Annotated in this window: 23 protein-coding genes, 3 tRNA genes and 1 pseudogene; 10 read left to right on the forward strand and 17 right to left on the reverse strand. The window is 62.4% G+C overall.

The window, feature by feature from the left end; all coding sequences use genetic code 11:
• Positions 1-2: 2 nt before the first annotated feature.
• The 3 genes from AAG813_RS00595 to AAG813_RS00605 all read right to left on the reverse strand — a co-directional run bounded on the left by AAG813_RS00595 (position 3) and on the right by AAG813_RS00605 (position 4,596).
• Positions 3-794 carry a hypothetical protein gene (locus AAG813_RS00595; RefSeq protein ID WP_341910726.1) on the reverse strand — a complete coding sequence of 264 codons (792 nt, stop codon included), beginning with the start codon at positions 792-794 and terminating at the stop codon, positions 3-5.
• A 129-nt stretch (positions 795-923) separates the two neighbouring features.
• Positions 924-3,185 carry a peptidase domain-containing ABC transporter gene (locus AAG813_RS00600; protein WP_341910729.1) on the reverse strand — a complete coding sequence of 754 codons (2,262 nt, stop codon included), beginning with the start codon at positions 3,183-3,185 and terminating at the stop codon, positions 924-926.
• Between the two features lie 223 nt (positions 3,186-3,408).
• Entirely contained in the window at positions 3,409-4,596 is a 1,188-nt protein-coding gene (locus tag AAG813_RS00605; RefSeq protein WP_341910731.1) for a nucleotide disphospho-sugar-binding domain-containing protein, read from the reverse strand.
• Between the two features lie 237 nt (positions 4,597-4,833).
• Here AAG813_RS00605 and AAG813_RS00610 point away from each other — a divergent pair.
• The 3 genes and pseudogenes from AAG813_RS00610 to AAG813_RS00620 form a co-directional block, all read left to right on the forward strand.
• Positions 4,834-4,998: pseudogene (locus AAG813_RS00610) on the forward strand (channel protein TolC); the annotation flags it as partial.
• Positions 4,999-5,123: 125 nt separating this feature from the next.
• A complete protein-coding gene (locus tag AAG813_RS00615; RefSeq protein ID WP_341910733.1) occupies positions 5,124-5,705 on the forward strand; it encodes a DJ-1/PfpI family protein in 582 nt (193 codons plus the stop codon).
• An 83-nt stretch (positions 5,706-5,788) separates the two neighbouring features.
• A complete protein-coding gene (locus AAG813_RS00620; protein ID WP_341910736.1) occupies positions 5,789-6,166 on the forward strand; it encodes a ribbon-helix-helix domain-containing protein in 378 nt (125 codons plus the stop codon).
• A gap of 30 nt (positions 6,167-6,196) precedes the next feature.
• Here AAG813_RS00620 and AAG813_RS00625 read toward each other — a convergent pair whose 3' ends face one another.
• Positions 6,197-6,601: a RidA family protein gene (locus AAG813_RS00625; RefSeq protein WP_341910739.1), complete on the reverse strand. Its 405-nt coding sequence runs from the start codon at positions 6,599-6,601 to the stop codon at positions 6,197-6,199.
• Between the two features lie 141 nt (positions 6,602-6,742).
• Here AAG813_RS00625 and AAG813_RS00630 point away from each other — a divergent pair, with 141 nt between their 5' ends.
• Positions 6,743-7,663, forward strand: a complete 921-nt coding sequence (locus AAG813_RS00630; RefSeq protein ID WP_341910741.1) for a LysR family transcriptional regulator — start codon at positions 6,743-6,745, stop codon at positions 7,661-7,663.
• Positions 7,664-7,753: 90 nt separating this feature from the next.
• Here AAG813_RS00630 and AAG813_RS00635 read toward each other — a convergent pair whose 3' ends face one another.
• The 6 genes from AAG813_RS00635 to AAG813_RS00660 all read right to left on the reverse strand — a co-directional run bounded on the left by AAG813_RS00635 (position 7,754) and on the right by AAG813_RS00660 (position 14,071).
• On the reverse strand, positions 7,754-8,326 hold the full coding sequence (locus AAG813_RS00635; RefSeq protein WP_341910743.1) for a hypothetical protein: 573 nt from the start codon (positions 8,324-8,326) through the stop codon (positions 7,754-7,756).
• A gap of 72 nt (positions 8,327-8,398) precedes the next feature.
• Complete coding sequence (locus tag AAG813_RS00640) at positions 8,399-8,986, reverse strand: hypothetical protein (RefSeq protein ID WP_341910745.1); 588 nt, start codon at positions 8,984-8,986, stop codon at positions 8,399-8,401.
• A 123-nt stretch (positions 8,987-9,109) separates the two neighbouring features.
• Entirely contained in the window at positions 9,110-10,225 is a 1,116-nt protein-coding gene (locus tag AAG813_RS00645; protein ID WP_341910747.1) for a DNA alkylation repair protein, read from the reverse strand.
• A 4-nt stretch (positions 10,226-10,229) separates the two neighbouring features.
• Positions 10,230-11,564, reverse strand: coding sequence for a 3-deoxy-D-manno-octulosonic acid transferase (locus AAG813_RS00650; RefSeq protein WP_341910749.1), 1,335 nt, complete (start codon positions 11,562-11,564; stop codon positions 10,230-10,232).
• On the reverse strand, positions 11,546-12,601 hold the full coding sequence (waaC, locus tag AAG813_RS00655; protein ID WP_341910750.1) for a lipopolysaccharide heptosyltransferase I: 1,056 nt from the start codon (positions 12,599-12,601) through the stop codon (positions 11,546-11,548). The genes AAG813_RS00650 and waaC overlap by 19 nt, the downstream gene beginning before the upstream one ends.
• A gap of 12 nt (positions 12,602-12,613) precedes the next feature.
• Positions 12,614-14,071, reverse strand: coding sequence for a phosphomannomutase/phosphoglucomutase (locus tag AAG813_RS00660; protein WP_341910752.1), 1,458 nt, complete (start codon positions 14,069-14,071; stop codon positions 12,614-12,616).
• A 112-nt stretch (positions 14,072-14,183) separates the two neighbouring features.
• Between AAG813_RS00660 and AAG813_RS00665 the strand changes: the two genes are divergently transcribed.
• The 4 genes from AAG813_RS00665 to AAG813_RS00680 are packed head-to-tail and all read left to right on the forward strand — an operon-like array spanning position 14,184 to position 17,544.
• Entirely contained in the window at positions 14,184-15,761 is a 1,578-nt protein-coding gene (locus AAG813_RS00665) for an AlkA N-terminal domain-containing protein (RefSeq protein ID WP_341910754.1), read from the forward strand.
• 60 nt (positions 15,762-15,821) lie between these two features.
• Positions 15,822-16,469, forward strand: coding sequence for a methylated-DNA--[protein]-cysteine S-methyltransferase (locus AAG813_RS00670; RefSeq protein WP_341910756.1), 648 nt, complete (start codon positions 15,822-15,824; stop codon positions 16,467-16,469).
• Positions 16,466-17,383 carry a DMT family transporter gene (locus AAG813_RS00675; protein ID WP_341910757.1) on the forward strand — a complete coding sequence of 306 codons (918 nt, stop codon included), beginning with the start codon at positions 16,466-16,468 and terminating at the stop codon, positions 17,381-17,383. The genes AAG813_RS00670 and AAG813_RS00675 overlap by 4 nt, the downstream gene beginning before the upstream one ends.
• On the forward strand, positions 17,380-17,544 hold the full coding sequence (locus AAG813_RS00680) for a hypothetical protein (RefSeq protein ID WP_300540956.1): 165 nt from the start codon (positions 17,380-17,382) through the stop codon (positions 17,542-17,544). Before AAG813_RS00675 ends, AAG813_RS00680 begins: the two co-directional genes overlap by 4 nt.
• Before the next feature lie 20 nt (positions 17,545-17,564).
• On the opposite strand, the gene AAG813_RS00685 is transcribed toward AAG813_RS00680, so the two are convergent.
• Positions 17,565-18,224, reverse strand: coding sequence for a DUF1345 domain-containing protein (locus tag AAG813_RS00685; RefSeq protein WP_341910761.1), 660 nt, complete (start codon positions 18,222-18,224; stop codon positions 17,565-17,567).
• 111 nt (positions 18,225-18,335) lie between these two features.
• On the reverse strand, positions 18,336-18,572 hold the full coding sequence (locus AAG813_RS00690) for a hypothetical protein (RefSeq protein ID WP_341910762.1): 237 nt from the start codon (positions 18,570-18,572) through the stop codon (positions 18,336-18,338).
• On the opposite strand from AAG813_RS00690, the gene AAG813_RS00695 reads away from it, so the two are divergent.
• Both AAG813_RS00695 and AAG813_RS00700 read left to right on the forward strand, forming a co-directional pair.
• Positions 18,571-18,762 carry a hypothetical protein gene (locus tag AAG813_RS00695; RefSeq protein ID WP_341910765.1) on the forward strand — a complete coding sequence of 64 codons (192 nt, stop codon included), beginning with the start codon at positions 18,571-18,573 and terminating at the stop codon, positions 18,760-18,762. The two genes, AAG813_RS00690 and AAG813_RS00695, sit on opposite strands and share 2 nt — an antisense overlap.
• A 61-nt stretch (positions 18,763-18,823) precedes the next feature.
• On the forward strand, positions 18,824-19,069 hold the full coding sequence (locus AAG813_RS00700) for a hypothetical protein (protein ID WP_341910768.1): 246 nt from the start codon (positions 18,824-18,826) through the stop codon (positions 19,067-19,069).
• 133 nt (positions 19,070-19,202) lie between these two features.
• Here the strand turns inward: AAG813_RS00700 and AAG813_RS00705 are convergent.
• The 5 genes from AAG813_RS00705 to AAG813_RS00725 all read right to left on the reverse strand — a co-directional run bounded on the left by AAG813_RS00705 (position 19,203) and on the right by AAG813_RS00725 (position 22,282).
• A tRNA-Asp gene (locus tag AAG813_RS00705) sits at positions 19,203-19,279 on the reverse strand.
• A gap of 97 nt (positions 19,280-19,376) precedes the next feature.
• Positions 19,377-19,452: transfer RNA gene (locus AAG813_RS00710), tRNA-Glu, on the reverse strand.
• 89 nt (positions 19,453-19,541) lie between these two features.
• A tRNA-Ala gene (locus AAG813_RS00715) sits at positions 19,542-19,617 on the reverse strand.
• Between the two features lie 50 nt (positions 19,618-19,667).
• A complete protein-coding gene (gene gltX, locus AAG813_RS00720; RefSeq protein ID WP_341910770.1) occupies positions 19,668-21,071 on the reverse strand; it encodes a glutamate--tRNA ligase in 1,404 nt (467 codons plus the stop codon).
• Entirely contained in the window at positions 21,068-22,282 is a 1,215-nt protein-coding gene (locus tag AAG813_RS00725; protein WP_341910772.1) for an O-succinylhomoserine sulfhydrylase, read from the reverse strand. The genes gltX and AAG813_RS00725 overlap by 4 nt, the downstream gene beginning before the upstream one ends.
• Between the last annotated feature and the right edge of the window lie 2 nt (positions 22,283-22,284).

Genomic DNA, 22,284 nt, shown 5'->3' on the forward strand with positions numbered 1-22,284 from the left:
GATTACTTCTTTTCAAATAAGTTTTTGCACGGACAAAATTCAGGACCAAGTCCTTTTTGAGTGCAGACTTTTAAACAAGCATCGGAATTCGGTTGATCTCTGAACCAATCGATGCCAAGCCAGCCACCCTTGCCATTAGGAATCATCACGCTACATCCGTCACCGCCTGCGCTTGGAAGTGCCTCTCGCAGAATACTGCGGTACTCCGGTTGCCGGAGCCGCCTGTTCCGCTCCAATATTTCTGATGCCGACACCGGGCTCCGTTTGATCATTTGAGCGATATCAAATGAATTCAATGTTTGAGCGACATTGATAGTTTTAAATTCTGATGGAAACTGTTCGAGCGATATGCGTTGCCACGCAGAACCGTCATGTTTGAAAAAGACATATGGAGGATTAGGTCGCCCCCATTTGTTGTATGACAAGCAAAGATTTGGAGAAGCGACGAGATAAGGCGTTTCTTCCTTTACATGCACGGCCAGAAGATTGAAATTAGTACGCCCAATATCGTCGCTATATTCACTGGTCCACTTGAAGGGTTTGCGAGAACCAGGTAGCGCAAAGCTGATTGAGTGTTCTTTGATAGGAGCTGGCTGTCCCACTTCTCCGCGACCGCCGTAACTCTGTGAGCGCTCGACAATCATCTTCCGCCCGTCATGGAGCAAAACTTCTTCGCTCCACCTATCGCCACCGAATCCAAACATTGCTGCGACCGAAGTGATGCTGACTCCAAATACGAGAGCCAACGCTAAACCAGCTGACTTGGATATAGACCGCAAATTTTTCAGCTTCATAAATGCATTTCTTCCTAGGTATCTGAAACTTCGAACCACTCATCATTCCCACGGCGGGTTCGGAGTGGCCTCGCCTTGACGGTGCAAGCAGTCGCAATCATTGGCGCGTGGACGGCGACTTCGCTTCTCTTAAATCATGGTCGACTTATCATCCTCTATCACTGCCATCTGCTTGGGCTGTGACGGATCTGAGGCAACCGATGAGCCATATTTAGCCTTCACTCGCGGCCCAAACTGAATCACCTCGTCCACCTGCAATCCGCGCGGAAGGATGTGCGCAATAAACAGCATAGTCACCGTGCCTTTGAGTTGGTTAATCGTCTTGGCAAATTGCTCTGACGTTTGGCTATCAAGGTTACTGGTGGCTTCGTCGAAGATCAGCACCTTGGGCTTTTTTAGCAAGGCCCGTGCAATGGCAATGCGCTGTCGCTGTCCTCCCGACAAACCGACACCATGTTCACCCAGCGGTGTCTGGTAGCCCTGCGGCAAGCCTTCAATAACGTCGTGAATCTCCGCCATCTTGCAGGCCTGCGCAATCTGCTCGAAGCTGGCCTGGGAATTGGCCATTTGCAGGTTTTCGTAAACGGTGCCGGAGAACAGCGTTGTCTCTTGCGGCACCACGCCGAAGTTGGTACGTAACTCATTGGCTGAAAGGTAACGCAAGTCTTGCCCGTCGATCACGATGCGGCCATCACTGGGTGGGTAAAAGCCAAGCAGCAGCTTGGCCAGCGTGCTTTTGCCGCAGCCACTGGGGCCCATTAGCACCGTCAGGTGGCCAGGCTTGATGATGAGGTTGAGGTGGCGGTACAGCCACGGGTGCTGCTCGGAGTAGCGGAAAGACACGGCCTGAAAGTCGATGTGTCCGCCCAGCTCGTCTTTGTTCCCGGCGCGCTTGGGAATCAACGCATAGGGTTCCGTGGGCATGTCCATCACATCGCCCAGGCGCTTGACGGCGATGTTGGCCTGCTGAAACTGCTGCCACAGCCCCACCAGGCGCAACATGGGCTGGCTCATGCGGCTGGCAAACATCTGGAAAGCCACCAGCATGCCGATGGAGAATGTGGTGGTTCCAGTGGCCGCGTTGTTGGCGCTGTCGATGACCAGCAAGGCGCCCATTACCAGGATGGCCAGCGTCATGGTTTGCTCCAGCGCGTTGGCGAAAGTGTTGTAGGTGTTGGAAAGTTGTTTGGTCTCAAAACCGGCGGCCAGGTATTCGGCGATCTGGTCGCCGTAGCGTTGTTCCAGCACCGGCTCCATCTGCAGCGACTTGACGGTGGCCATGCCGGAGAGGTACTCGGTCACGAAGGCCTGGTTTTTTGCCCCCAGCAGAAATTGCTTGTTGAGCTTGACGCGGAAGATGGGGGTGACTACCAAGCTCAGTCCGACAATGAGCAGCATGATGGTCAGCGCGATGAGGCTCAGTTGCCAGCTGTACCAAAACATGACCGCAAGAAAGATCAACAAAAAAGGGCAATCGAGCAGCAGCGTGACGGCGGCGCCGGAGACGAACTCGCGGATTTGCTCCACGCCGTGCAGCCTGGCCACCAGAATCCCGGTCTGGCGCTGCTCGAAGTAAGGCATGGGCAGGCGAAACAGATGGCGGAACACGGTTTGCCCGAGCACGGCATCCACGCGGTTGCCGGTGTGCAGCACCAGATACTGGCGCATCCAGGTCATGGTGGAAGAAAAGATCATGAACATGACCAGGGCAATACCGACCACCCACAGGGTGCTCTGGGTCTGGTTCACGACCACCTTGTCGATAACCACCTGGGTGAACAACGGGGTGGCGAGCGCCACCAGCTGAATGGCCAGCGAAGCGCCCAGCACGTCGCGCCAGATGCGTTTGTGCTTGATCAACTCGGGAACGAACCACCTGAAGCCGAACTTGGGCTTGGCCTCTGCCATGTCATCGTCCGCGGCTTGTGCAGCAGAGCGAACAAAGAGCATGACTTCCGGCTCGAAATGTGAGTCGAACTCGGCGACCGCCACCGTGCGCGGCGCCTGGTCGCCCACTTCGAAGTACATCAGCTGGCCTTCCTCCAGCCTGGCCAGCAGCGCGGGTTTTAATTGCGGAACATGAACGTCTTGCGGAGCCTCCGCTGTGAGCGGCTGTGACGCTGACTCTGGTGCCAGATACTTGATGAATGCCAGGCAAGGCAAGGGCAGGGTCGTCAGCTCGCGCGCGGTGACGGTTTTTTCACCGATCTTGAAGTCGAGGGCCTTGGCCGCGGCCAGCAGCGTGGTCTTGTCGTAGGGTGGCGGAAATTGCTGCTGCAGCAGGTCTGCGGAAAAGGGAATGCGGTACAACTGGCAAAGACTGCCGAGCGCCCACATCAAATCCTGGACGGACAGCGTTCCTCTCCCCTCCTTCGACGGAATGTCCTGCATCTTCCTCCCTGCCCGTATTCTGTTTTTCGGCTGCAGCTCTTTGGCTTGCGCGAATATACATTTGAAACACTTTGATGCGACGCAATTTACCGACGAAAGAAAAAATCAACACTCTGACCCCTGTCAGAAATGACAGGGGTCCATACCAAAACAAGGGTAAACGATCAAGAAGAACCCGCTTGTGAAAGCATGCCCGCGAGCAATGCAACACTAAATTATTAGTTCATGACTTGGTTATCTGCAACGCGGCTGCAGCGATTTTGCAAGCAAGTTCTTGAGGATGGTGATTCTTATGTTTGCATGCAAACAACCGAGCGGCTTCGGTAAAGCTTCTGTCATTCAACACTTTATTCAGGCCAGCCAGCACACCTGACGGGCTTTGAGGTACGGGAAGAACGCCTGCCCCCAATTTGGCGACCTGCTGCGCACTGAGGTAGGGCTCCAGATTGCGCACATAGAAGACGAGGGGTTTTCCCGCAAGCAAGCTGGCGCTTATAAATCCAGCACCCCCGTAACTCAATACAGCATCGCAGTCCTTGAATGCCTGATCCAGGCAGACAGCCTCGGACACGACGGATACGTTAGGTGCCTTCCACGCGTGAAGCAGTGACTCGTCGGCGTCGCGAAGAACAATGCAGTAAGAATGGAGTGATGCGTGTATCTTTTCCCGCAGGCCAGCCAGATCGGGAAGAGATGCATTGAGATAGGCGAAGACCTTTTGCGAATTGCCTCCTTCAGGCCAAACGGGCGCGCGCCCGACATCGGTGACAAAAAGATTGCCGCAGTACTCCACAGGGCCGCGAGGTGCAAACGCGTCGAGTTCAGGGAAGCTCATCAAAAATACCTTGGTGGCGCTAAATATCTCGTGCACGCTGGCTATGAACCCTGCAGAAAAAACCGCGTTGATGGTTTGAATGATTCGATCGTCTACCCGCCCGCTGGGCGTGGCGCCTCCAGAGCGCAGGGGTGGGCAGGGATGCACTGCAGCTGGCAGCTCAAAGGGCAATGCCATCAGGATGGTCGGGATCGCCGCGCGCCTGGCGCAGAGCAAAGACAAGGGCGCATAGGAGGCAATCACCAAGTCCGGTTTGCAGAGATCGAATAACCCTTCCCAGGCGGCAACCAAACCCAAAAGGCTTTGCTTCGACGTGAAGCCGAAAACCTGCAGGATATCGGCCATTGTTTGCGGCTGGGGGCCATGTGCCGGAAAAAACTGATCGGGATGCGCGGGTGCCTGTAGAACGGTGAAACCTTCGTTCTTGAGTAGAGCCCCGGCTCCCCGGACATCCCTTAAAGCAAAAACGACCCGATGGCCCTGAGCCTTCAGCTCCCGGGCTATGGGCAATAGCGGCATTACATGCCCGAAGCCCTGTCCGATCTCCCAGGTAAACAAAACGGAGTTGCTGCGCATGACTGAGCCTGTAGTGAGTGAGGTGAACAAGCCGCTCTGACCAGGCAGCCCGCACCCCCGAAGAAAATTCCGCGTCGAAAATACCAGCCCTATCGAGGGCTCTTGTTTCTGAATCGTGGCCTGGCCATGCTACCAGCAGCCATCAACTCAAACACCCCCAGCACCCTAGCCTGCCGATCAAGCAGAACCTCCACCCGATGCCGCCCCGCATGGTGTTTGCGCGTGGTCATTTCAGCGGTGAATATCATTTTGCTCAACGCACAAAGCCAGCTGTTTTAGACCAAACGCGACCTGGCGCAGGCGCGCTACAACGTGCTGATCGGCGGGCTGCGCCTGCGTCAGGCCAATGGCACGCTGACGCCGGAAGACTTGCTGCTGATCAATTCACTGCTGACGCAGTAGCTCATCGCAGGCGGCATCCACATGCCGTGCTCTGTCCCACGTAGTAGCCCGCTAACACCCAGGCCACCGCCATGCGCTGAATAATTCGGGGCTGAGAACTTGCTCAGCAACCCAAGGAGACAGACATGGCGGCCAAAACAATCCTGATGATTTGCGGTGACTATTGCGAAGACTATGAAACCATGGTGCCGTTTCAGGCACTGTTGGCGGTGGGGCACACGGTGCACGCGGTCTGCCCCGACAAGAAGGCGGGCGATCAGATCAAGACGGCGATTCACGACTTCGAAGGCGCCCAGACCTACAGCGAGAAGCCGGGCCACAACTTCGCGCTCAATGCGACATTTGCAGACATCCGGGCCGAGAATTACGACGCGCTGCTGCTGCCCGGCGGCCGGGGGCCCGAGTACTTGCGTACCTACCCGGCGGTGACCGCGATGGTCAGGCATTTCTTTGACGCCGGCAAGCCCGTGGCCGCCATTTGCCACGCGGCGCAGTTGCTGGCCGCCGCCGGCGTGCTGAAAAACCGCACTTGCTCGGCCTACCCTGCCTGCCGCGCCGAGGTGGAGCTGGCCGGCGGCACCTACGCCGAAATCGCCATCGATGCCGCACACACGGATGGCAACCTCGTCAGCGCACCGGCCTGGCCGGCGCATCCGGCCTGGATCGCCCAGTTCCTGGCACTGCTGGGCACACGCATCAGCCACTAGCCCGCCACTGGGTAGCGGTGGCGCGGCGCTTGCAGCGGCACCGCGTTTGCCGCATCATGGCGGATCCCTCAGGAGGCCAAAGCATGTGCAAGGTATTCATCAGCGCCGACCCCAGCTTGTATGAAAGCCGCGCCCGCTCGGTGCGACTCCATGGCGCGGCAACCAGCATCAAGCTGGAAAACCTGTTCTGGCGGGTGCTCGACGAGATTGCCAGGCGCGACGGCATGAGCGTGCCGCAGCTCTGCACCCGGCTCTACGACGAGCTGCTGCATGAACGCGCCGAGGTGGAAAACTTCGCCTCCTTCCTGCGCGTGTGCTGCGGGCGCTATCTGGCCCTGCAGCTCTCCGGCGGCATTCCCCAGGACATCACGATTCCCATCAGCAGCCTCAACGCAGGCCGCGTGCTGGGCAACGAACGGCGCGCCATGCCCAGACCTGCGACGGAAGTCCAGGCTGCTTAGCGCAGTGTCTGACCCTGGAGCGATTCGCCGTTAGTCCTTGCTGGATTTAGGTAGCTTCGCTATCACCTTGATTTCGAACTGAAAGCCGTAAAGCCACGTCACGCCGACACCTGTCAGCGTCGGGTGTGGCGCGTCGCCCCAATAATCCGGCAGTACTTTCCAGACCGTCTCGAATACCGATTCGGGATCGACGATAAAGACGGTCACGTCCACCACGTCGTCGAAGCTGCAGCCTGCGGCCTTCAGGATGGCATTCAGGTTGTCGAATGCCAACCGAACCTGCGCCTCCAGATCCGGCTCGGGCGAGCCGTCCTCACGGCTGCCGACCTGCCCCGACACGAACAGGAAGCCGTTGGACTTCAATGCCGGCGAATAGCGGTTGCGCTCATACAGCGCCTGGCGCCCGGGCGGAAAAACGACGTCACGCTTTGTCATTGATGTGCTCCATCAAGGGGCCGCTGCCGGCCCCGGGGTTAACGATGGGGCCACTGTAGAAGGCCTGGGCGCCCGGATAAACAGGCAAGCCTGTCCATCACTGTTCGTAGAATCCAAACAATCAACAAGGATGGAGCAGCGATGGACCGTTTCGATGCAATGCAGGCCTTCGCCCGCGTGGTGGAAACCGGCAGCTTCACCAAGGCGGCCGAAACGCTGCACATGAGCAAGACCAGCGTGACCCAACTGGTGCAGCAACTGGAGGCCAGGCTGCGCGTGCGGCTGCTCAACCGCACCACACGCAAGGTCAACGTCACGGCCGACGGCGCCGCCTACTACGAGCGTGTGCTGCGCGTGCTGGCCGATGTGGACGATGCCGAGACCAGCCTGTCCAGCGCCTCGGCGTTGCCCCGGGGCCGGTTGCGGGTGGATGTGCCCAGCCCCCTGGCCCGCATGATCCTGATTCCGGCCCTGCCGGCCTTCCACGCGCAATACCCCGACATCCAGCTCGACATGGGCGTCAGCGACCGCATGGTGGACATCATCAGCGACAAGGTGGACTGCGTGGTGCGCGGCGGTGAACTCACCGACCAGTCGCTGATGGCCCGCCACGTGGGTGATCTGCAACTCAGGGTCTACGCTGCACCGAGCTACCTCGCGCGTGCCGGCACACCCCTGCACCCGCGCGAACTGGAGGACACGCACCACCGCATCGTGGGTTTCCTGTGGGCACGCACCGGCAAGGCGGTGCCGTACGCCATGCACTCAGGCGACGAAAGCATCAAGGTGCAGGGACGCTACGTGCTCTCGGTCGACGATGGCAACGCCTACCTCGCGGCCGGCCAGGCCGGCATGGGTGTTCTCTGGTTGCCGGACTACATGGCGAAGGCGCACCGGGCCAGCGGTGAGCTGGTGCCGCTGTTCGACGGATGGCGCCTTGACCCAATGCCGCTGTACATCGCGTTTGCGACTAACCGGCATGTCAGCAGCAAGCTACGGGTGTTTATTGAGTGGGTAGCTGGGTTGATGGCGGAGCATGCGCCTGTTGCCGTTCGCCAGTAGTGACGACAGCATTGGGCATTGGGCATATGACAAGGCCAGATGAAGACGCTCAGGGGATAGTTACGAGTATTCAATGTCACTGGTCGTCTTCTACTTCCCTTTAATGCATGAATCCGTCTTGTAAGTCGGATCTATTTTTGCCTGTGACGGAGTTTGCATCGACCCCGCTTTGTCTTCCGAATTTCTTATTAGCGCTGTAACGCGGGCGGGCATTTGGGACGGAGGATTGCGAGTCCGCATGAGGTTGTGCGACAACCCGAAAAGCCACGGTTCTATAGCTGGCGGCCATGTCCAGGTATTGTTCGCGGAGTCCGGAACCAGTTGCACATAGAACGGCATCGTGCATTTGTAGTCATGCTTCCATTGCCAACTACTGTCGGCTGCAGGCGCAACCAGCACTGGTTGTTTTTGTGGAGAAATGGCCAGCAGAATGACGCGCGCGTCACCTTCATAAACGTACTTCTTGCCGCTCCATTCAAATGACAGCTTTTCCACCCAATCAGGACGGTAAGCGATATCAAACGGATTCCCTGCCCCACCTCGCAAGGTGTAGTTCACTGTCTTTTTGACCCAAATCGTTTCCCCCGTATTCAGCGGAACCTCTTCTTCCCATTGCACGGTTCTGGAGCAAGCGCCTAGCAGCAGCGCAGCGATCACTGTCAACAGTATTTGCAGGCGTCTTCCAAGATGCTTCAAAGCAATGCCTTTATTCTTGATGTTGCTGTGCTCAGCAGATCAACTACATACTTGGCGAGAAGGCCCCACTCGTTTGAGTGATCCGCGATACCCGTTCGTCGAATTTTCTTTGTACTTTGTTTTCAGATCCACGAATTTGGGGATATCGGTGCCATCTCGAATCATCAAATTGGTTTCACGTTGCTCAAATTTCTCTGGAAGTGCCTCCTCAACCCACACGCCATTGCGATGAACATACTTTGAATAGATCTCACAGGCAGATGAAGTTGACAGGATTGAGATAACGATCAACTGCCCAGCTTCGACGTCGAGTACTAATGGCTTTTCCGGCCATGTCTGGGAGTCTTTTTTTGTTGATCGCCATTCCGGTTTTCCGCCTGCTCTATCTAGCGAGGAAAATCTAACTTTCCGCTCTTCAGGCTTCGAACCGCTGCTGTTGCTCGCCCATTCACCTCCGCCCCGTGAGTGAATCGTTTCCCGTTCGATGACGATGACTTTTCCATCACTCAGTTGCACCTCCTCTTTCCAGCTTTGGCTGCCGGCCCCACAGGCGCTCACGCCAATTCCCAAAATCAATGCCAATGCAAGGGCCTTAGATATCTGCAACAAAAAACTATTGTTATTCACTAGCTCATCCCTCAAACTGACTCCCATACTTCAGCTCATCCTCATTTTTATGACATGCCCTCGCTTGTGGTATTCAACGACTTGACTACGCCAACTTTCGCAAAGCTTCAGTAAGCCCTCAATCTAGCCAGCCGTCAACTCAAACTTCCCCAACTCCGTCGCCTGCCCGTTAAGCAGCACATCCACCCGGTGCAGCCCCGCATGGTGTTTGCGCGTCGTCATTTCGGCGGTGGATACCGTCTTGCTCAATCGCACCGTTTCCTTCGGTGCCAGGCTCACCACCTTGAGCTTGAACACCTTGGCGCTGGTTTTGCCGCTGGCCTTGACGTAGTGGATGCAGAAGTCCACCAGCACGTCCTGCGGCTTGGCGCTGGTGTTGGACACGTCGAACGCGATGTTCACCTTCTCGCCCATCACCACGCGTTTTGGCGTGATGCGCGCGTTGGACACTTCGACCTTGGCGCTTTTGCCGAAGCCCAGTACCTCCAGTGCGCCGGCCTCACCGCGTTTGACGGCGGAGCGCAGCGCGTGCTGGACGATCCAGCGGCGCTCGTCGCTGGCGCCGTGAAGCCACTGCTTGGCGGTTTTCGCCAGCAGGACCGGGTGGTCCTTGCCGATGTCGTTGAGGTTGTTGGCGACCGAACGGCGCACGTACAGCGCGGGGTCGTCCTTGAGCAGTTCCAGCAGCTCCAGCACCGGCGCCGGGTTCTTCTGGAAAGATGGCAGGCGGCTGGCCCAGGGCAGGCGCGGGCGTGTGCCTTCAGACACCAGGCGGCGCACATGTTCGCTCGGGTCGCTGGCCCATTGTTTGAAGCGCTTCAGCGTGGCGGCCTCGTGTTTCTGAAAAAAGGGCCGGATGCTGAACTCGGCGGTGAAGCGCTGCGTCAGCGCATGTTGCGCGCGCATCGATTCCTCAAAATGATCGAGGCCAAACTCGGCCACAAACATGGTGTGCGGCAGGTACAGGAAGGAGCCCAGGGTCAGGCCCGGGTCCCGGCCGTGCGGCTGGTCGAGCGAGGCCAGAAGAATCTCCAGGGCTTTGGGGTAGTCCGGCGGCAGGTGCCGCTGCAGGGCGCGTGCGATGTGTTTTCCGCGTGGCATCAGGGCCAGGGCGTCATACCCATTGAGCGCATCGGCGACAAACTTGCGCGATTCAAACGCCGGGTGCACCGCGGTGATCATGCGCGCGATGGCTTTGGGCACGTCGGCGCCGTACTGGTTAACGAGCGGCTCGGCCATGGGCTCAGTCCTTGAGAAAATGCGCCAGCGCCTGCACCGTGTTGGCGGCGGCGCCGCGGTGTTGCGCCGAGAACTTCCGGCCGGCGTCGGCGGCGGCCTGCTGCGCGGCCGGCCGGCTCAGCAGGGAGCGGGCGGCGCGCACGGCTTCGCCCATGTCCGCCACGCGACGCGCGGCACCGGCGGCTTCGGCGAGTTCGGCGACCTCGGCAAAGTTGAAGGTGTGCGGGCCCATGATGACGGGGCAGCCGCAGGCGGCGGCTTCGATCAGGTTCTGCCCGCCCAGCGGGGCGAAGCTGCCGCCCAGCAGGGCCACGTCGCTCATGGCGTAATACAGCGCCATCTCGCCCAGCGAGTCGCCGAGCCAGACATCGGCGGCGGCTGGCGGTGCGCCGTTCCAGCCGGAGCGGCGCGCCACGGTCAGGCCGTGTTGTTCAATCAGCGCCTGCACCTCGTCAAAGCGCTGCGGGTGGCGCGGCACGATCAGCAGCTGGAAGTCGGCGGCCGGCGCCGCTTCGACATCTGCTCTCATTTCAGGAGCTGCTGGCGCCCGTGTGGAAAGGGCCAGGAGCTTGATTTGCTCCACAAAACTGTCTTCTTCGCCCTCGCGCGAGCTGGCCAGCATCAGCACCGGGCGGCCCAGCGCCTGGCGCCATTGCCGCCCAAGTTCCTGCTGCGCCGCGTCGGGCGCGGCGTCGAACTTGAGGTTGCCGAACACGGCGCGCACCGGCGCTCCGAGCTTGCGCAGGCGCTCGGCGTCGTTGTCGCTTTGCGCGTACACCGCCGCCAGCGCCGCATAGGCCGGCCGCGACAGCAGCGCCATGCGCAGCGCCTGCTGCAGCGACTTGTCGGACAGGCGCGCGTTGACCAGCACCAGCGGCACGCCGCGCGCCTGCGCGCCGGCCACGGTGTTGGGCCAAACTTCGGTTTCGAGCAGCACGCCCAGACGCGGCCGGAAGTGTGTGAAAAAGCGCGCCACCGCGCCCTGGCTATCCCACGGCTGCCAGACCTGCACGTCGCCCGCGCGCAGCAGGCCCGCGCCTTCGGCCCGGCCGGTGGCGGTGCCGTGCGTCAGCAAAATGCGCACCCCGGGCCACTGCGCGCGCAGGGCTGCCAGCAGGATGCCGGCGGTGCGGGTTTCGCCCAGCGACACGGCGTGCACCCACACCAGTTCGGAAGCGGTTTCAGCGGGCTGGGTGTACTGGCCGAAGCGTTCACCGATGGCGTCGAGGTAACCCGGCTCGGCCAGGCCGCGGCGGCGCAGCTTGCGCCGCAACAAGGGCTGGGCCGCCCACATCACCAGCGAGTAGAACTGGCGGACCATCAGGGAAGCGGCGCCCATTCGGACACCTGCGCCGGCAGCGGCAGGCAGCTGAGCCAGGCGTCCCAGACTGCCTGCACCGACGGTGTGGGCTGGGCAAAAACGCTGAGTTGGCGCGGGGCAGTTGCGCCTGCGGAATCAGGCAGTGGCCCGGTGCGCCAGGCGGTGTCGAAGTTGTAAATCTGCACATGCGGCAGGTCGAGCGCAACGGCGATGTGGCTCAGGCCGCTGTCCACGCCGATGACACCTGCGCACTGCGCGAGATGCTGCGTCAGCGCGTCCAGCGACAGGCGCGGCCACACGATGGCGCGCCCACGCTCGTCATCACCATTCAATGCTGCGGCAATCGCCTGGCTGGTAGCCAGTTCATCCGCACTGCCGTGTGGCAAGGCGATGCGATAGCCCTGCGCCATCAGCTGCCGGCCCAGCGTGATCCAGTGCTCCAGCGGCCACTGCTTGTCGGCGCGCGAGGTGCCGTGTACAAACGCTATGGTTTCAGGAGCTGCTGGCGCACGTTCCATAAGGGCAGGAGGCACTTTTAATCCAAAATCCGGCACCGGCGGCACGGCGTAGCCGAGGGCGCGCGCGCAGAGCTCGCGCCCGCGCTGCATGGCGTGGATGTGCGGCGCCATGGCAATGGCCACGTCGGCGACCCAGCGCGTTGGCGCTTCGTAGGCCGAGCCCTCGGTCTGGTTGGCCAGCGCGTAACGCTTGCCGCCCGGCGCCAGCCGCGCCAACCGCGCCACCAAGGCGGACTTGGTCAGGCCCTGCAGGTCGATGACCGCGTCGTAGGGCGCGGCCTGCAACTGCTGTTTGAAAGCGCGCCAGCCGGCCCGCGTGGCCGCCGCCAGCGGCGCCTTGCGCCAGCGGCGCAGCTCGCAGGGGATGACATGCTGCACATGGCCGCTTGCCCGCAGCGGGGCCAGCAGCGGCGCAAACGCCTGCTCCACCACCCAGTCGATCTGCGCACCCGGCCGCGCCGCCAGGATGTCCTGCACCACCGGCAAGGTGTGGACCACGTCGCCGAGCGACGAGAGCTTGACCAGGAGGATTCTCACTGCGCGGTGTGCTCAGTGCGCTGCGGCTGCAAAAGTAGCATCAGGCTTGACGCTGCGCAGCAGGCCCAGCATGTCGGCCTGGATGCGCGCCAGCGCCTCGGGGGTGCGGCCTTCGAAACGCAGCACCAGCACCGGCGTGGTGTTGGAGGCGCGGATCAGGCCGAAGCCGTCGGCCCAGTCGATGCGCACGCCGTCAATCGTGGAGATTTTGGCGCCGGCGTTGAGGGCTTCGCGCAGCGCGCTGGCCCCGGTGGGATCGGGACCGGCCGGTGCAGGCCCGGCATCGCGCATCGCCTCCATGGCCAGGGATACCAGCGTGTCCACCACCGTGTGCGGCTCGCCCTCGCGGCAGGCCACGTTGAGTTCGGGCGTGCTGAAGCTGGTGGGCAGCGCATTGAGCAAAGCGCCGGCGTCGGGCGCACGGCTGACGATTTCCAGCAGGCGGGCGCCGGCGTAGGTGCCATCGTCAAAGCCGTACCAGCGTTCCTTGAAGAAGATGTGGCCGCTCATCTCGCCGCCCAGCGGGGAATTGACTTCCTTCATCTTCGCCTTGATCAGCGAGTGGCCGGTGCGATACATCATGGGCACGCCGCCGGCGGCTTCGATCTCGGGGGCCAGGCGCTGCGAACACTTCACGTCGAACACGATGGCGCCGCCCGGCGCGCGCGACAGCACATCGCGCGCAAACAGCATCATCTGGCGGTCGGGGTAGATGTTGTTGCCGTCGCGCGTGACGATGCCGAGCCGGTCGCCGTCGCCGTCAAAGGCCAGGCCCAGCTCGGCGTCGCCGGCCTGCAGCACGGTGATCAGGTCCTTGAGGTTTTCCGGCTTGCTCGGGTCGGGGTGGTGGTTCGGGAAGGTGCCGTCGACCTCGCTGAACAGCTCGGTCACCTCGCAGCCGAGCGCGCGGAAGATGGCGGGCGCCGAGGCGCCGGCAATGCCGTTGCCGGAGTCGATGACAATTTTCATCGGCCGCGTCAGCTTGATGTCGGCAACGATGCGGTCGCGGTAGGCGGTCAGCACATCAACCTGGGTGATCTGCCCCGCGCGGGCCGGCGTGGCCCAGCCTTCGGCTTCCATGCTGCGGCGCAGGGCCTGGATGTCCTCGCCGTAAATCGCGCGGCCGGCCAGCACCATCTTGAAGCCGTTGTAGTCCTTGGGGTTGTGGCTGCCGGTGATCTGGATGCCGGAGCTGGCCAGCGTGCTGGCCGCGAAATACAGCATGGGTGTGGTGGCCATGCCGATGTCGATCACGTCCACGCCGCTGGCCACCAGGCCGCGCATCAGCGCCGCGCTCAGGGCCGGCCCGCTGAGGCGCCCGTCGCGCCCCACCGCCACCGTCCGTTCACCCTGGGCCAGGGCGATGCTGCCGAAGGCCCGGCCCAGCGCCTCGGCAACCGGTTCGTTGACGGTGGAGGGCACCACGCCGCGGATGTCGTAAGCCTTGAAAATGGATGCGTCAAGCTGCATGGGGTGGGCACTCCTGGGGTTGCGAAACAGCGCCGATTGTAGGCGCCGGGCGCGCGCGGGAGATGTCCGGAAACGGCTAGTCAAAACCTGCCCGCCACGTATCATCCAGCCCATGACCCCGGATGCCACCCCTCTTGCCGACGACGCCTGTTACCTCGCGCTCAAAGCCCGGGACGCCCGCTTTGACGGCCGCTTTTTCACGGGTGTTACCTCCACCGGCATTTACTGCCGGCCGGTCTGCAGCGTCAAGACGCCCAAGCGCGAGAACTGCCGCTTCTTTGGCCATGCCGCGCAGGCCGAAAACGCGGGCTTCCGGCCCTGCCTGCGCTGCCGGCCGGAACTGGCGCCGCACTCGGTGGTCTGGTCCATCCAGGACGCCAGCTATATCCTGGCGCACCAGGCGGCCCGCCTTCTGGATGAACCCGAGGCCTGGACGGAAGCCGCACCTTCCGTCGAACTGCTGGCCGCCAAGCTGGGGGTCAGCGACCGCCACGTGCGGCGGATTTTCGAGACGCAGTTCGGCGTGTCGCCCCTGCAGTACCTGCAGACGCGCCGGCTGCTGACCGCCAAGCAGTTGCTGGCCGACACCGCCCTGCCCGTCACGCAGGTGGCGCTGATCAGCGGCTTCGCCAGCGTGCGGCGCTTCAACGCGGCCTTTGTCGGCCACTACGGCCTGAACCCGACGCAGATGCGGCGCCAGGGCGCCACTTCTCCGGACACCGGCATCACCGTCCGGCTCGGTTACCGCCCGCCCTACGACGTGGCCGCGATGACGGGGTTCTTCAGAAAGCGCCAGATCAACGCTATCGAATTTGTAGCTGACGGCGCAGGCAGCATGGCGATGGGGCGCACTTTTCGCGTAGAGGTCAGCGGCAAGGTGCATGCCGGCTGGGTCCACGCCAGCTTTGACGAAAGCCGCTGCCACGTCGCGCTGCGCATCAGCGACTCGCTGCGCGAGGTGCTGCCGCTGGTGATACGGCGGCTGCGCGCCATGCTGGACCTCGACGCCGACCCGCAGGCCATCAACGCGGTGCTGCACGACGGGTTCCCGGGCGGCGACGGCCTGCGCGTGCCCGGTGCGATGGACGGTTACGAACTCGCGGTGCGTGCGGTGCTGGGCCAGCAGATCACGGTGGCGGCCGCGCGCACACTGGCGCAACGCATGGTGGACAGGTTCGGCGAGCCGATTGAAACGCCCTGGCCCGCACTGACGAGGCTTTTTCCCGCCGCGGCGGTGCTGGCGCAGGCCAGCGGCGACGCGCTGGGCCAGCTCGGCATTGTCAAGCAGCGGCAGACCGCCATCGTCGGCATTGCCCAGGCCGTGGCCGACAAACGCCTGCAACTGCACGGCGGCGCCGACGTCAATGCCACGATTGCCGCCTTGAAGGCGTTGCCCGGCATTGGCGACTGGACGGCGCAGTACATCGCGATGCGGGCGCTGCGCTGGCCCGACGCCTTTCCGGCCGGCGACGTGGCCCTGCACAAGGCGCTCGGTGTGCAGGGGCTGAAGAACCCGGCGAAGGAAGCCGAGCTCGCCTCGCTGGTCTGGAAGCCCTGGCGCAGTTACGCGGTGATTCGGGCCTGGAGCGGGGCCATGCAAGCCGTTGCGCCGCCGGATGCTATGCCATTGATAGCTGGTGGCGCCCGTGCAGCAAGGGCTGGCGGCATAAAAGGCATACATCCCCTGTGACACAGGCAAGCCCGCCCAGTCGGCGCTTGCACCAATGAGAGACACTCCAAGGAGCTCACCATGAAATTCGACACTTCCATCGTCCAGACACGTTTCCAGAGTCCGCTCGGAACCATCATCATCGCGGCCACAGCCAGGGGCCTGGCCGGGCTCTGGTTTGAAGGCCAGCGCCACCTGCCACCTGAATTGTTGGCCCCCACGCTCGGCACTGACGTGTCCTCGCTGCCCCCCGAGGGGGCGCTGCGCCTGCGGCCCGGCAAAGCCGGTTCCGCGGCCCCGGCTGGTGGAGAAAAAGACCCCGCCACTGTCGCTTCGCCTCGCAGAGCGACCTGGCCCAGCGATCCCGACCACCCCGTTCTGAAAGAAGTGATGCAACAACTCACCGCCTACTTCGCAGGCCAGCGCAGCCGTTTCGACGTCCCGCTGGACCTCGCTCATGGCACCGCGTTCCAGCAATCGGTCTGGCAGGCGTTGCTGGCCATTCCCCAGGGCGACACGGCCAGCTATAGCGAGGTCGGCCGGCGCATCGGCAAACCGGCCGCGGTGCGCGCCGTGGGTGCCGCTGTCGGCCGCAACCCGGTCAGCATCATCGTGCCCTGCCACCGCGTGATGGGTGCCAACGGCGCGCTGACCGGCTATGCCGGCGGGCTGGACCGCAAAACCGCCCTGCTGCAACTTGAAGGCGTTCTTCAGGAGCATCGGTCTTGAGCTCAACCTCTGCAAGCGCAGCCGTCGCTGCCCGCCCGAAACACTGGGCCATCGACTTCGTGCTGCTGGCCGCCATCTGGGGTTCGTCCTTCCTGTTCATGCGCATCAGCACCGTCGAGTTCGGACCGCTGCCGACCGCCGCGGTGCGTGTCGCGATTGCGGCGGCTTTTTTGCTGCCGCTGGTGCTGCTGCGAGGGCTGGGCGCCACCCTGCTGAAAAACTGGCGCCATGTGTTCCTGATCGGCATGTTCAATTCCGGCATTCCGTTTGCCTGCTTTTCGTTTGCGCTGCTGTCGATCACGACCGGGCTGTCGGCCATTCTCAATGCCACCGTGCCGATGTTCGGCGCGCTGGTGGCCTGGCTCTGGCTCAAGGACAAGCCCAACCACTCGCGCCTGCTGGGTCTGGTGGTGGGTTTTGCCGGGGTCGCCATGCTGGCCTGGGACAAGGCCACCTTCAAACCCGATGCCTCGGGCGTGGCGCCGGGCTGGGCCGTGCTCGCCTGTCTGCTGGCCTGCATCTGTTACGCGCTGTCGGCCAGTTACACCAAGCGTTACCTGAAAGGGCTGCCGCCGCTGGTCACCGCCGCGGGCAGCCAGATCGGCGCCACCCTGGGCCTGGCGCTGCCGGCCCTGTGGCTGTGGCCGGCCAAAATGCCCGGCAGCAGCGCCTGGCTGGCCCTGCTGGTGGTCGGCGTGCTCTGCACCGGCATTGCCTACATCCTGTACTTCCGGCTGATCGAAACCGCCGGGCCGGCGCGCGCACTGGCCGTGACCTTTGTGGTGCCGGTGTTTGCCGTGTTGTACGGCGCGCTGTTTCTCGGCGAGGCCGTCACGCTGTGGATGCTGGTGTGCGCGGTGGTCATCGTCTGCGGCACGGCGCTGTCCACCGGTTTGCTTAAAATCGGGCGATGAGTTCCGCACGCAAAACCAAGATCAAGCTCAAGGCCACTCGGCCGCGCAACCCGCTGGTCGTGCCGGCGGCGAAACGCAAGGCGGGTGCGCACCGCAAGTCACGCTCGGCCACCCGGCATGCCGACAAGCGGGCGCTGGACAAGCAGCTGCGCGAAGGCTGACGGCCGTGCCGGGTGCAGGCTTACTGCAGGGCACCCGCCACCACATTGATGCTGAGCGCCAGGATCAGCATGTTGAAGGCGAAGGACAACACCGCGTGGATGGTCGTGAGCCGACGCATCGCGCGCGAGGTCACCTGCACATCGGACACCTGCGAGGTCATGCCGACCACGTGGGCGTAATACAAAAAATCGAAATAGTCCGGGTCCTGCCCGCCGGGAAACAGCAGGCCGGCCCCCGCGGGCTGCTGGCGCTTTTCTTCCTGGTAATAACGGTGCGCGTAATGAAACGCAAAAATCGCCTGAATGAACGCCCAGGAGGCCGCCAGCGCCGACATCGACAAGGCAATCTGCAGCGTGCGCCCCAGGCCTGAGAGGTCCCGGGTCTGCTGCATCATGAACACAATGGCCGCCACACAGGCCAGGGTCGCCAGCAACAGCATCAGGAAAATCACCACACTGGGCTCGTCCTGCGCCTGGGCGCGTTCGCGGGTGCGTTTGGCGTCAAAACCCATGGCCAGCCACCAGGCCAGCAACAGGTAAACGACCACGCCCAAGCACCAGCCGAGCAAGCCGCGCAGCGGCCAGGCGAGCGGCACCGGCAGCGCCGCCGCGGCCAGTCCCGCGGTGAGGCCATACACCAGGCGCTGCGGACCGGTGGTTTCGGAAAAGTGTTTGCGCATGGGCCCATTGTGATGTCTGCGACAAGCCGCTTCAAGACTGGGGGGACACGGCTCGCCGGCGCGTTGCGGGAGGCAGCAGGGGTTGGCCGCAAGGGCCGGAAGGCCGGCGCTCTATTTCTTCTTCAGGCCTTCAATCAGCAGCGCCGCCTCGATGTCGGCCTCCTGCAGCGTCAGGTCCTGCACCACCAGGTCAAAGGCAGCGCCCATCATGACGGCGCGGGTGCGCTCGGGAATCTGCTCCCAACTCTCAGCCAGCTCGTTGATCAGCACCTCGGCCAGCGTGCCCATGTCAAACACCCGCCCCTCGGTCAGGTCCGGCTGGTCCATCCGCTCGTGAAGCAGACGCATGACAAAATCCCGGTTCATTGATTTCTCCCTGATGGACGGTTCGGCGAAAAAATCGGCTCGCCGGTTGATGGTTGATATTTCCAACCATGGCCAGACCAAGGTTACCGCGTCGGCCGATGCCCTGCTACCGGCAACATGGAAAACGCTGGCCAATCAGCGCAACAAGGTCGCCCACACCTGCCTACAATGATTAATCACCAGGCCGGGGACAACACCATTCCCGGCTGGTCATCCCACCGGATCACACTTGTATGGCTGAATTTTTCAAGACATCCGTCATCTGGGTCGTGGACTTCCACTACGAAGGCCGTGCGCGGCGCTGGTTCAAGGCCTTCGGCCCGAACGACGATCCATTCCAGAAAATGACCGACACCCTGAAAGACCTGTACGGCGACCGCGCCAAGCTGGTGTCGGTGCGCAAGGCGACCGAGGAAGAGGAATTGCAGTACCTGCGCGGGGAAGAACCGAAAAACAGCTACTGCCCGACCGGACGCTGAACAACGCGCGAGCCTGAAAGCGGGCACCATCACTACGCGTCGCGGCGCAGGATCCACGGCCGCCGTGCGAATGCAGGCGCCGGAAAGCAAAAAGGGTTTGCTTCTATTTTCATAGCAGCAAACCCTTCAATACTGGCGGAGTGGACGGGACTCGAACCCGCGACCCCCGGCGTGACAGGCCGGTATTCTAACCAACTGAACTACCACTCCTGGTAGTGACAACTTTCGCTCTTGCGAGCCAAGTCGCCTGCTTGCGCAGGCTTGTTATCAACTTGTGCCTTGTGCCTCACATCGCTGTGAAGAATTCTGGCGACCCTAAGGGGATTCGAACCCCTGTAGCCACCGTGAAAGGGTGGTGTCCTAGGCCTCTAGACGATAGGGTCTAAACCTTGGAACTTCCGTCAGCAGGCGTTTTGTTTTTACACAAAGACCTGCCAAAAAAACTCTAATCAAAAACTTCCCGACCATTTAATGGTGGAGGTAAACGGGATCGAACCGATGACCTCTTGCATGCCATGCAAGCGCTCTCCCAGCTGAGCTATACCCCCATGTTGCAAGTTTCCCTGCAATCGTCGAGCCTTGAATTATAGCCCGAAAATCAGAGCCTTTTCAAGTGGACGAGACGCGCAATCACGTTTTCCCTGTCCATCAATGACAAAAAAGCATCGAGCGACGGTGTTTGCTGGCGTCCGGCGACCAATACCCGCACCGGCATGGCCAGTTGCGGCATCTTCAGACCCTGCTCCAGCAACACCTGCTTGATGGCGGCCGCGATCGCCGGCTTGTTCCACTCGCAGCTGGCCAGCAACTCGGCGAGCTGGTACACGGCCGGCGCCACATCGGCCGGCACATGGGCCTGGATGTCTTGCGCACTGACCGGCTCATGGCTGACCAGCACGCCCATCCAGTCGGCCAGTTCCACCAGAGTGCTGCAACGGTCTTTCAACAAGGCGCAGGCGGCCACGCGCCGATCCGCATCGAGGCTGGCCCGCGCATGCGCATTGAGGAAGGGCAACACCAGTTCGGCGAGCCTGTCGTCGGCCAGGGCCTTGATGTGCTGGGCGTTGACCCAGCGCAGCTTGGCTTCGTCGAACTGCGCCGCGCTCTTGCCGAGGTGGTCGAGGTTGAACCACTGCAGGAACTGCTCGCGGCTGAAGATTTCATCGTCGCCGTGACTCCAGCCCAGGCGCGCCAGATAGTTGACCATGGCATCGGGCAGGTAGCCTTCTTCGGCGTACTGCGTGACCGCCTTGGCGCCGTGGCGCTTGCTCATTTTTTCGCCCTGCTCATTGAGCACGGTCGGCAGGTGGGCATAGACCGGCACGTCCTTGCCCAGGGCACGGAAGATGTTGATCTGGCGCGGCGTGTTGTTGATGTGGTCGTCACCGCGGATCACATGCGTGATCGCCATGTCGAGATCGTCGACAACCACGCAGAAGTTGTAGGTCGGCGTGCCGTCGGGCCGCGCGATCACGAGGTCGTCGAGCTCGTCGTTGCTGATCTCGATGCGGCCCTTGACCTTGTCGTCCCAGACCACCGCCCCGCCCTGCGGGTTTTTGAAACGCAGCACCGGCAACACACCGGCGGGAATGGGCGGCAAGGTCTTGCCGGGCTCGGGCCGCCAAGTGCCGTCGTAGCGCGGCTTCTGTTTGTCGGCCATCTGCTTTTCACGCAGGGCATCGAGTTCGGCGATGCTCATGTAGCAGGGGTAGACATGACCGGCGGCCTGCAGCTCGGCCAGCACCGCCTTGTAGCGGTCCATGCGCTGCATCTGGTAGTACGGGCCTTCGTCATAGTCCAGACCCAGCCAGCGCATGCTTTCGATGATCACGTCCACCGCGGCCTGCGAGGAACGTTCGACATCGGTATCTTCAATGCGCAGGATGAAGTCGCCACCGGTGGCGCGTGCGAACGCCCAGGGGTAAAGCGCCGAGCGGATGTTGCCGAGGTGGATGAAGCCTGTCGGTGAAGGCGCAAAACGCGTTCTTGTTTTTGGTGTCATGTCAGGGTGCCCAAGCCGCGCTGCAGGTCGGCCTTGATGTCTTCAATATGCTCAAGCCCCACCGCCACGCGGATCAGGCCCTGGCTGATGCCGGCGGCCTGCCGCTGGGCTTCGGTCAGGCGTCCGTGCGAAGTGGTGCCGGGATGGGTGATGATGGTCTTGGTGTCGCCGAGGTTGGTGGCGATGCTGAGCACACGGGTGCTGTTGATGACATGAAAAGCATTGGCGCGCGCGGTATCGGGGTCGTTGCCCACCACATCGAAGGACACCACCGCCCCGCCCTGCCCCGACTGCTGGCGCATGGCCAGTTCGTGCTGCGGATGGGAAGCCAGGCCCGGGTAATAAACACGCGCCACGCCGGGCTGCGCTTCGAGCCAGCGCGCCACGGCCAGCGCATTGGCGCACTGCGCCTGCATACGGATGCCCAGCGTCTCCAGCCCCTTGAGCACGACCCAGGCATTGAACGGCGAGAGCGTCATGCCGGCGGTGCGTACCACCGGGCCGAACACATCGACGATCAGCTTGGTCGGGCCGCAGATCGCCCCGGCCATCACGCGGCCCTGGCCGTCGAGGTATTTGGTGCCGGAGTGGATCACCAGGTCGGCGCCCAGTTCAGCCGGCCGCTGCAAGGCCGGCGTGCAGAAACAGTTGTCCACCGCCAGCAGCGCACCGGCGGCGTGCGCAAGATCGGCCAGCGCCGCAATGTCGCAGACGTCGGTGAGCGGGTTGGTCGGTGTTTCGGCGAACAGCAGTTTGGTGGTGGGCTTGATCGCTGCCTTCCACTCGGCCACATCGGTCTGCGAAACAAAGGTGGTCTCGACGCCGAACTTTCCGAATTCGCGGCCGATGAGTGTCAGCGTCGAGCCGAACATCGAACGCGAGCAGACGACATGGTCGCCGGCCTTGAGCAGTCCCATGCACATCATGAGGATGGCGCCCATGCCGGTGGAGGCACCGATGGCGGCTTCCGTGCCTTCCATGGCGGCAAGGCGGCGCTCGAAGCTGGTCACCGTCGGGTTGGAGGTACGGCCGTAGGTGTAGCCGTCTTCGGTGCCGGCAAAACGCCGGGCCGCGGTTTCGGCGTCGGGCTGCACGAAACCGCTGGTCAGGTAAAGCGCTTCGGAGTGCTCGCCGTACTGGCTGGACTCCAGTGCCACGCGCACGGCCAGCGTGTCGCGGTGCAGGTTGTCGGGCAGTTGTTTGTCGGCCATGC

This window comes from Polaromonas sp. YR568 (genome assembly GCF_943371715.1).
Classification (GTDB): domain Bacteria; phylum Pseudomonadota; class Gammaproteobacteria; order Burkholderiales; family Burkholderiaceae_C; genus Polaromonas.